This window comes from Stenotrophomonas pictorum JCM 9942 (assembly GCF_001310775.1).
In the GTDB taxonomy this organism is placed as follows: domain Bacteria; phylum Pseudomonadota; class Gammaproteobacteria; order Xanthomonadales; family Xanthomonadaceae; genus Stenotrophomonas; species Stenotrophomonas pictorum.
Map to the genome: position 1 here is coordinate 1 of NZ_BAZI01000084.1, position 9,130 is coordinate 9,130.

Consider the following 9,130-nt stretch of genomic DNA (forward strand, 5'->3'; position numbering starts at 1 on the left):
CCAGCTGGCGCGGCAGGTGCTCGGCCAGGTGGTGCAGGAACGGCAACGTCAGCGCCGGCGCGTTGCCGTATTCGGCAAAGGTCTGCAGGTAGAAGCGGTGCATCGCCTGCAGCTCGGCGGCGCTGGCTTCATCGCCGTGGCGGACCACGAAGGTGATTCCCGCCCGCGCCACCTTGTTGCGTTCCTGGCGGATGTTCTTGCGGTGCTTGTGATCCATCGCCGCCAGGAAGTCGTCAAATCCGTGCCAGCCGGGCTGGCGTCGCCACTGGAACTGCACATCGCGCCGTGCCAGCCAGTCCTGGTCAAACAGTGACATCTCTGCAGGCAGGTGGAAGTTGATATGTGCCGAGGAAAGTTGCGCCTTCGTGACATGGTCGACCACGCCCTGAAGCAGGACGCGGCGGTCATCGTCATTGCGTGCGAGCAGGCGCGGTCCGGTGACGGGCGAGTAGGGCACGCCGCCCAGCCACTTGGGGAAGTAGTCCAGCCCGCTGCGTGCGTAGGCATTGGCCCACGCGTGGTCGAATACGAATTCACCATGCGAGTTGTACTTCAGGTAGCCGGGAGCGGCGCCGACCAGGTCTCCGTCGCGCCACAGCGTCAGGTGCTGCGGCTGCCAGCCCCATTCCGGGCGCAGGCAGCCATGTTGCTCCAGTCCCGCGAGAAAGGCGTGGCTGACGAAAGGATTACTGCCGTCATGCAGGCTGTTCCATTGCTCGGCCGGGATGTCGGCCAGCGAGAGCAGGGCGTGCAGCTCGAGGGAGGTGTTCATGGCCGCAGCTGCAATACATCAATCGTTGGCGGATTGAACAGGCGCAGCGGCAGGCCGATCTCGCCGACGCCACGCGTGGTGAAGACGCGCACCGTGCCATGGCCGGTCTGCATCACCTGCTCGCCACGATCAAAGCCGTGGGCGCTGGGGATGACGTTGCGATACAGCCATGGAATGCGGATCTGGCCGCCATGGGTATGCCCGGCCAGCACCAGCGTCGCATCCCCTGGGCGCAACTGCATGGCGCTGTCCGGGTTGTGGGCGATCAGGATCGTGCGGTCGCGGTGCGGGCCAGGCTGACGAAGGAAGCGGGGATCATCCTTGCCGGCCCACTGGTCGCCGAGCCCGGCCCAATGCACGCCGCGCACATCGGTGATGACGCGGCCTTCGATGATGCGCATGCCGTGTGCCAGCAGTGCTTCACGCAAGGGTTTGTCGAGATCCCGGCCCGGCGGCTGCTGGTCGTGGTTGCCCAGCACCACATACGTGGGCGCCCGCAGTTGCGCCAACGGGGCAAACAGTCCGTGCAACTGTTCAGGACGCGATTCGTAGGTCAGGTCGCCGGCGATGACCACCGCGTCGACATCCAGCGTATTCACGCGCTGGACCACCCGCTGCAGGAAAGCCCGGTCCTTGTAGACCCCGAGGTGGATGTCGCTGAGCAGGGCAACCCGCGTATCCGCACCGGTGCCGCGCAGCTCGGTGTGGTCGACCAGAATCAGCTGCGGCTCGATGAACCGCGCCCAGGTGAATGCGCCGCAGCCCAGCAGCAGGGCCACCAGCACGGCGCGCTGGCCGCCGCCGCGCCAACGCCACAGCAGCCAGACGATGGCCGGGAACACCAGCCAGCTGCCGTGGAACAGCAGCTGTTTGAGCATCACCTTGTCCATGCCGGGCTGCCGGGAACGGGCCTCAGGCGTCCTGCGCGTCCAGGAAGCGCTCTGCATCCAGCGCGGCCATGCAGCCGAAGCCGGCCGAGGTGATCGCTTGGCGGTAGTGCTGGTCGGCCACGTCGCCCGCGGCAAAGACGCCTTCCACCGAGGTCATGGTGGCGTTGCCGCCCAGGCCCGAGCGGATTTCCAGATAGCCGTTGTTCATCGCCAGCTGGCCGTCGAACAGGCTGGTGTTGGGGTGATGGCCGATGGCGACGAAGAAGCCGTGGGCGTCAATGTCGCGGGTGCTGCCGTCGAGCGTGGACTTCACGCGGACGCCGGTCACGCCCATCTCGTTGCCCAGCACCTCGTCCACCTGGTGGTGCCAGACGGTCTCGATCTTGCCGGCGGCGACCTTGGCGAACAGCTTGTCCTGCATGATCTTTTCCGCCTTCAGCGTGTCGCGGCGGTGGACCAGGTAGACCTTGCGGGCGATGTTGGACAGGTACAGCGCCTCTTCCACGGCAGTGTTGCCGCCGCCGACCACGACCACGTCCTGGTCCTTGTAGAAGAACCCGTCACAGGTGGCGCAGGCCGACACGCCGCGACCCTTGAAGGTCTCTTCCGACGGAATGCCCAGGTACTTGGCGGTGGCGCCGGTAGCGATGATCAGCGCGTCGCAGGTGTACTGGGCGCTGTCGCCGGTCAGGGTGAATGGCCGCTGGGACAGGTCGGCGGTATGGATATGGTCGAACACCACTTCGGTGTCGAAACGCTCTGCATGAGCCTGCATGCGCGCCATCAGGTCCGGACCCATCAGCCCGTGCGCGTCGCCTGGCCAGTTGTCCACTTCGGTGGTGGTCATCAGCTGGCCGCCCTGCTGCAGGCCGGTGACGACCAGCGGCTTGAGATTGGCGCGGGCAGCATAGACGGCTGCGGTCCAGCCGGCGGGGCCGGAGCCCAGAATCAACAGGCGGGTGTGCTTGGTCGGGAGGCTGGAAGTGCTCATGTATACTCGCGAAAGTCAGGATTGGCGGCATGATCGGGGAGTTCCGCGACCATCCGGGCAAGCCATAGAGTGGCGGTCGGACCGGGGTGAATCAAGGCGCGTGAATGGAACTGGGCGGCCCGTCAGAAGGCGTTTCCAGGTTCGGCAGCGTACCGCCGCGTGTATCCGGCGGCTCTATGGTATTGGCGGCTCCGGGGCAAGACGGTGGGTGACGAAAGCGGATGAAACCCGGCGGTCAGTCGTTTAATATCAATCACTAACCGTGCATTTTTAAGGTCTGGTCAAAGGTGGCGAAACAGGTCCCGGAACGTGACAAGAGCTCCAGCGCGGGCGCCAGTGCGCGCAAGTCGACGGCTGCGGCGCCAGACAATCCGCGCCGGCAGAAGTTGTGGCGTGATCTGGCGCTGATCGCCATCGCGCCGGCCCTGCTGTATCTGCTGGCCAGTCTGTTCACCTACTCCCCCAGTGATCCGGGCTGGTCGCAATCCGGTTCGGTCGTCGCGCCGGTGCACAACATGGGCGGCAAGGTCGGCGCGTGGATCGCCGATGTCATGCGCCAGCTGTTCGGCTACGTGGCCTATCTGCTGCCACTGATGCTGGCTGCGGTGGCGTGGATCGCGATGTTCGGGCTCAAGCGCGAGGAACGCGTCCAGGACGACCTGGGGCCGGCGCTGCGGCTGGTCGGCATTGTCGGTTTTCTGATCGGTGCCACCGGCTTTCTGTATCTGCGGCTGCCGCCGGGGGATGTCGCCCGTGCCGGCGGCGGCTTGGGCGTGCTGGTCGGCAAGTCGCTGCAGAGCGGCTTCGGGCCGGTGGGCAGCAACCTGTTCCTGCTGGTGTTGCTGCTGACCTCGATCACCCTGGCCACCGGGCTGTCCTGGTTTGCGGTGATGGAGAAGATCGGCACGTGGGTGCTGGCGCTGGGTCCGCTGCTCAACAAGAAGAAGGAGCAGGCCAGCGAATGGCAGCAGACCCGTGCCCTGCGCGAAGAGCGCGAGGAAATCCGCAAGGTCGACGCCGAGGTCCGCGCCAAGCGCGAACCGGTGAAGATCGAACCGCGTCCGGCGCCGGTGATCGAGAAAAGCGACCGCGCCAAGCGTGAGACGCAGATTCCGATGTTCCAGGGCGTCAACGGCGATGGCTCCGACCTGCCGCCACTGGCCTTGCTGGATGATCCCAAGCCGCAGGCCAAGGGCTATTCCGAGGAGACACTGGAAACCCTGTCGCGGCAGATCGAGTTCAAGCTCAAGGACTTCCGTATCGATGCGGTGGTGGTCGGCGCCTATCCGGGGCCGGTGATCACCCGCTTCGAGATCGAACCGGCACCGGGCGTGAAGGTCAGCCAGATCAGTTCGCTGGACAAGGACATCGCCCGCGGCCTGTCGGTCAAATCGGTGCGTGTGGTCGACGTGATCCCGGGCAAGTCGGTGATCGGCTTGGAAATTCCCAACGTCAGCCGCGAGATGATCTTCCTGTCCGAGCTGCTGCGCTCCAAGGAATACGACAAATCCGCCAGCGTGCTGACCCTGGCGCTGGGCAAGGACATCGCCGGCCGGCCGACGGTGGCCGACCTGGCACGCATGCCGCACCTGTTGGTGGCCGGTACAACCGGCTCGGGCAAGTCGGTGGCGGTCAACGCGATGGTGTTGAGCCTGCTGTACAAGGCCAGCCCGAAAGACCTGCGCATGCTGATGATCGACGAAGATGCTGGAGCTCAGCGTCTACCAGGCATTCCGCACCTGCTGGCGCCGGTGGTCACCGATATGAAGGAGGCCGGCAACGGCCTGCGCTGGTGCGTTGCGAGATGGAGCGCCGCTACAAGCTGATGAGTGCTGTCGGCGTGCGCAATCTGGCCGGCTTCAACAAGAAGGTGAAGGACGCCATCGACGCCGGCCAGCCGCTGATGGACCCGCTGTTCAAACCGAACCCGGAAATGGGCGAGGCGCCGCGTCCACTGGAACCGCTGCCGTTCATCGTCATCTTCATCGACGAATTCGCCGACATGATGATGATCGTCGGCAAGAAGGTCGAAGAGCTGATCGCGCGGCTGGCGCAGAAGGCGCGTGCGGCCGGCATCCATCTGATCCTGGCCACGCAGCGGCCGTCGGTGGACGTGATCACCGGCCTGATCAAGGCCAATATCCCGACCCGTATCGCTTTCCAGGTCAGCTCCAAGATCGATTCGCGCACCATCCTGGACCAGTCCGGCGCCGAGGCGCTGCTGGGCAACGGCGACATGCTGTATCTGCCGCCCGGTACCGCGCTGCCGGATCGCGTGCACGGTGCCTTCGTCTCCGACGAGGAGGTGCATCGCGTGGTCGAGCATCTGAAGGCCAGCGGCCCGACCGACTACATTTCCGGCGTGCTGGATGAGGTGCAGATGATGGGCGACGGTACCGTGGTCGGCGCCACCGGTCTGCCGGAGAGCAGTGGCGGCGGTGACGAGTCCGACCCCTTGTACGACGAGGCGCTGCGCATCGTGACCGAAACCCGCCGTGCATCGATCTCCGGTGTACAGCGCCGGTTGAAGATCGGCTACAACCGCGCCGCGCGCCTGATCGAGGCGATGGAAGCGGCCGGGGTGGTGAGCTCGCCCGAGCACAACGGTGATCGCACCGTGTTGGCACCGCCGCCGCCGAAGTGATGAGAAGGGCGGTGTTCAGTTCCCGATTGCCGCCCATTCAGTTCCCAAGAGGCAGACTCTGCCTCACCCACACCTTCCCGACTGCCGCTGCCATGACTGCATTCCTGCGCCACTCCGTTCTCGCCGTTGCCGTGGCCTGCGCTGGCCTCGCGGCAGATGCCCATGCCGGTGCCCGTGACGACCTGAAGTCCTTCACCAGCGGTCTGCGTGGCCTGGATGGGCAGTTCTCGCAGCAGGTGTTCGACTCGCGCGGCAAACTGAAGGAATCCTCCAGTGGCCGCGTGGCGCTGTCGGCGCCGCGGCTGTTCCGCTGGGAATACACCCGCCCGCATCCGCAGCTGATCGTCGCTGACGGCGCAAAAGTGTGGGTGTATGAGCCTGACCTGGAACAGGCCACGGTGCGCGAGCAGGGCTCCGAGGAGCAGAGCAGTCCGCTCACCGCCCTGATCAACCCGGCATTGCTGGAGCGCCAGTACGATGTCAGCGAGGAGGCCGCGGCGCGTGATGGAATGCAGTGGCTGTCGCTGACCCCCAAGCGCGAGACCGATGCCAGCTTCCAGTACGCGGCGCTGGGTTTTGCCCAGGGTGGACTTTCGCGAATGGAGGTGGTCGATGCCGTGGGCCAGCGCACCGTCATTGATTTCAGTGGCTGGAAGAAGAACCCGGGCTTTGCCGCCGGCACCTTCCGCTTTGTGCCCGCCAAGGGCGTGGACGTCGTTGGCGAGCGTTGATCCGCCGGCAGGGACGAGTGAGCCACGCTGCTAGAATGCGGGCGTGGCCAGATCCCGAAATATCTTCATTGATGATACGCCCGCCGACCTGCTGAGTGCCGATCGCGACGGCATGCGTCCGCTCGCCGAACGCATGCGTCCGCGCACCCTGGACGAGATGGTTGGGCAGAAGCGGCTGCTGGCTCCCAGCACGGCGTTGCGCCGCGCGGTTGAATCCGGGCATGTGCACTCGATGATCCTGTGGGGCCCACCGGGCTGCGGCAAGACCACGCTGGCGCTGCTGCTGGCCCAATACGCCGATGCCGAGTTCAAAGCGATTTCCGCCGTGCTCTCCGGCTTGCCGGAGGTGCGCCAGGTGCTGGCCGAGGCGGCGCAGCGCTTTGCCGAAGGACGTCGCACGGTGCTGTTCGTCGATGAGGTGCACCGCTTCAACAAGGCCCAGCAGGACGCCTTCCTGCCGCATATCGAGCGCGGCACGATCATCTTTGTTGGCGCCACCACCGAGAATCCGTCCTTCGAGCTGAATTCGGCGCTGCTGTCGCGCTGCCGGGTCCATGTGCTCGAATCGGTTTCGCCGGAGGATGTGGTTGAAGCATTGCAGCGGGCCTTGCACGATTCCGCGCGCGGATTGGGAGAGCAGGGCATCCGCGTCTCTCCGGACTCCCTGCTGGAGATCGCCCGCGCCGCCGATGGCGACGTGCGCCGCGCCCTTACCCTGCTGGAGATCGCCGCCGAGCTGGCGACGGGCGAGGGCGGGGAAATCACGCCCGAGACCCTGCTGCAGGTCCTGGCCGATCGCACCCGCCGTTTCGACAAGGGCGGCGAACAGTTCTACGACCAGATATCGGCGTTGCACAAATCGGTGCGCAGCTCCAACCCGGATGGCGCGATCTACTGGCTGGCACGGATGATCGACGGCGGCTGCGATCCGTCCTATCTGCTGCGGCGGCTGACCATCATGGCGGTGGAAGACGTCGGGCTGGCCGATCCACGGGCACTGGAGATGGCGATCAATGTCTGGAATGCCTATGACAGGATCGGTGCCCCGGAGGGCAATATCGCGCTGTCCAATCTGGTGGTCTATCTGGCCAGCACCGCCAAATCCAACGCGGCCTACATGGCGCTGAAGGCCGCCCGGGCCGACGTCGCCGAGCTGGGCACCCAGCCGGTGCCGCTGCACCTGCGCAATGCCCCGACCCGGTTGATGAAGACGCTGGGATACGGCCAGGGTTACCAGTACGACCACGATGTGGAGGGCGGCATCGCGCTGGACCAGACCGCGTTCCCGGATGGAATGGGCGAGCGCGTATATTACCAGCCGGTCGAGCGCGGCCTTGAAATCAAGCTCAAGGAGAAGCTGGACCGGTTGCGTGCGGCGCGCGAAAAGGCGCTGGCGGCGCGCAAATGACAGCGGGCAGTTCCCTTCTGGGCGGAGACTGAGTGATGTGGCTTTCGTTCCTGGCCATCGGAGTGGGCGCAACCATCGGCGCCTGGCTGCGGTTTGCTCTTAGCATCTGGCTGAACCCGGTGCATGGCACGGTTCCGCTGGGAACGCTGGCAGCCAATCTGCTGGGCGGCTATGCAGTCGGACTGGCCCTGGCATTTTTCATCAGCCACCCCGAGCTTCCACCGCAATGGCGGCTTTTTGTGGTGACTGGCCTGCTGGGCGGCCTGACCACGTTCTCCAGCTTCTCTGCCGAGGTCGTGGATCTGCTGCAGCGCCAGCAGCTGGGCTGGGGCCTGCTGACGATCGCGCTGCACCTGGGGGGCTCGCTGTCGATGACCGCGTTGGGCTGGTGGTCCTGGCGGCTGGCGCGTTCCTTGGCATGAGACGGGTTTCCTAACGGGGGGCCTTGCCGCATCATTCGCGCTCCACGACACAGGCGTCAAAGAAACATGCAGCACAGGCAGAAGCAGGGATGAGCGATCCAGTGGCGGACAATGCCGGTACCCGTTTCGATGAATGCGGCAATTTGACGACTTCGACCGCGATCATCGGGCAGACGTCGGCGGCACCTATGCGCGGCTGGGCTGGGCGACGCTGCGGCCGGGCGAACCCATCCAGGTGAACGGGTTCCGCAAATACACCTGCGCCGAGCATCCCAGCCTGGCCGCGATCCTGCGCGATTATGTCCACTGGCTGCACACGGAGAATCTGGCGCCGGCGATCCAGTCTGCGGTGGTCGCCATTGCTGGCGTGCTCGATGGCGATGACCTGCTCAACACGAACCTGGCCTGGCCGGTGTCGCTGTCGCGGACCCGTCATGACGCGGGGCTGGAGCAGCTGGCGCTGATCAACGACTTTGTCGCCGTGGCCCAGGCGCTGCCGTATGCCGATGCCGCCGCCATGCAGCGGATCTATGGGGAGGGTGCGCTGGAAATGCGCCTGCCGGCCCTGGTGCTGGGGCCGGGAACGGGACTGGGAGTGGCGCTGCGGCTGGCTGATGGCGTGCTTTCCAGCGAGGCGGGGCACGCGGCTCTTTCCGCCGGCACCCCCTTGGAGCAGGACGTGTTGCGACTGCTCTCGCAACAGCATGCGCACGTCGACAACGAACGGATATTGTCCGGGCCGGGGCTGGTGGCGTTGTACACCTGCCTGTGCGAGCTGCGCGCGGTACCGGCCCAATGGCAGACACCGGCGCAGATCATCCAGGCGGCGCGGGCCGAAACCGATACCCTCGCGCTGGAAAGCACGCAGATGTTCGCCGCGTGGCTGGGCAGCCTGGCCGGTGATCTGGCGCTGACATTCGGCGCACGATCGGTCTATCTGACGGGGGGCATTACCGGGCACTTGGCTGCCGAACTGCATGATGATGGCTTCCAGCAACGGTTCCTGTCCAAGGGCGGGCTCTCGCCGGCACTGCGGCAGGTCCCGGTGTGGCGTATCGAACACGGCGAACTGGGGGTGCTGGGTGCTTGGCATGGCATGCCGAAAACGCCCTCCCCGCAGCTGCTCGCCGGTCAGCCACGGAGCACGGTGAATGAGGACACGTCGGCAATTCTTGCAGACCTCCGCGCTGCTGGGCGCCCTTGGTGGCGCCGCGCCGAGGTTGCTGGCCTCACCGGTGGACGCGCGCGGCGCGCGCGTGGTGTCCACCTGGG

The 9,130-nt window shown here is 65.8% G+C and carries 8 protein-coding genes and 2 pseudogenes; 7 read left to right on the plus strand and 3 right to left on the minus strand.

Translation table 11 applies throughout. The features are described from left to right. The 3 genes from JCM9942_RS06425 to trxB form a co-directional block, all read right to left on the minus strand. The coding region (locus tag JCM9942_RS06425) for a peptidogalycan biosysnthesis protein (protein WP_054658532.1) at positions 1–772 on the minus strand (772 nt) is incomplete at its 3' end. Beyond that, positions 769–1,662: a metallophosphoesterase gene (locus JCM9942_RS06430; protein WP_054658534.1), complete on the minus strand. Its 894-nt coding sequence runs from the start codon at positions 1,660–1,662 to the stop codon at positions 769–771. The genes JCM9942_RS06425 and JCM9942_RS06430, both read right to left, overlap by 4 nt. 22 nt (positions 1,663–1,684) lie before the next feature. Beyond that, complete coding sequence (trxB, locus tag JCM9942_RS06435) at positions 1,685–2,653, minus strand: thioredoxin-disulfide reductase (RefSeq protein ID WP_054658536.1); 969 nt, start codon at positions 2,651–2,653, stop codon at positions 1,685–1,687. Between the two features lie 287 nt (positions 2,654–2,940). Between trxB and JCM9942_RS06440 the strand changes: the two are divergent. The 7 genes and pseudogenes from JCM9942_RS06440 to JCM9942_RS20665 form a co-directional block, all read left to right on the plus strand. Next, a pseudogene (locus tag JCM9942_RS06440) lies at positions 2,941–4,703 on the plus strand (DNA translocase FtsK); the annotation flags it as partial. 333 nt (positions 4,704–5,036) lie between these two features. Then, a complete protein-coding gene (locus tag JCM9942_RS20660) occupies positions 5,037–5,297 on the plus strand; it encodes a DNA translocase FtsK (protein WP_425478314.1) in 261 nt (86 codons plus the stop codon). A gap of 92 nt (positions 5,298–5,389) precedes the next feature. Beyond that, entirely contained in the window at positions 5,390–6,028 is a 639-nt protein-coding gene (lolA, locus tag JCM9942_RS06445; protein WP_054658538.1) for an outer membrane lipoprotein periplasmic chaperone LolA, read from the plus strand. A gap of 112 nt (positions 6,029–6,140) precedes the next feature. Beyond that, complete coding sequence (locus JCM9942_RS06450; RefSeq protein WP_083468446.1) at positions 6,141–7,436, plus strand: replication-associated recombination protein A; 1,296 nt, start codon at positions 6,141–6,143, stop codon at positions 7,434–7,436. 35 nt (positions 7,437–7,471) lie between these two features. Next, positions 7,472–7,858: a fluoride efflux transporter CrcB gene (gene crcB, locus JCM9942_RS06455; RefSeq protein WP_054658542.1), complete on the plus strand. Its 387-nt coding sequence runs from the start codon at positions 7,472–7,474 to the stop codon at positions 7,856–7,858. Between the two features lie 133 nt (positions 7,859–7,991). After that, positions 7,992–8,888, plus strand: a pseudogene (locus JCM9942_RS06460) (glucokinase); the annotation flags it as partial. 121 nt (positions 8,889–9,009) lie between these two features. Continuing rightward, a partial coding sequence (locus JCM9942_RS20665; protein ID WP_425478315.1) for a twin-arginine translocation signal domain-containing protein occupies positions 9,010–9,130 on the plus strand: 121 nt, incomplete at its 3' end.

Excerpts from the sequence above, each read along its gene's own strand:
- JCM9942_RS06430 (WP_054658534.1), bottom strand. The coding sequence starts at position 1,662 with ATGGACAAGGTGATGCTCAAACAGCTGCTGTTCCACGGCAGCTGGCTG.
- trxB (WP_054658536.1), bottom strand. The coding sequence starts at position 2,653 with ATGAGCACTTCCAGCCTCCCGACCAAGCACACCCGCCTGTTGATTCTG.
- JCM9942_RS20660 (WP_425478314.1), top strand. The coding sequence starts at position 5,037 with ATGGGCGACGGTACCGTGGTCGGCGCCACCGGTCTGCCGGAGAGCAGT.
- lolA (WP_054658538.1), top strand. The coding sequence starts at position 5,390 with ATGACTGCATTCCTGCGCCACTCCGTTCTCGCCGTTGCCGTGGCCTGC.
- JCM9942_RS06450 (WP_083468446.1), top strand. The coding sequence starts at position 6,141 with ATGCGTCCGCTCGCCGAACGCATGCGTCCGCGCACCCTGGACGAGATG.
- crcB (WP_054658542.1), top strand. The coding sequence starts at position 7,472 with ATGTGGCTTTCGTTCCTGGCCATCGGAGTGGGCGCAACCATCGGCGCC.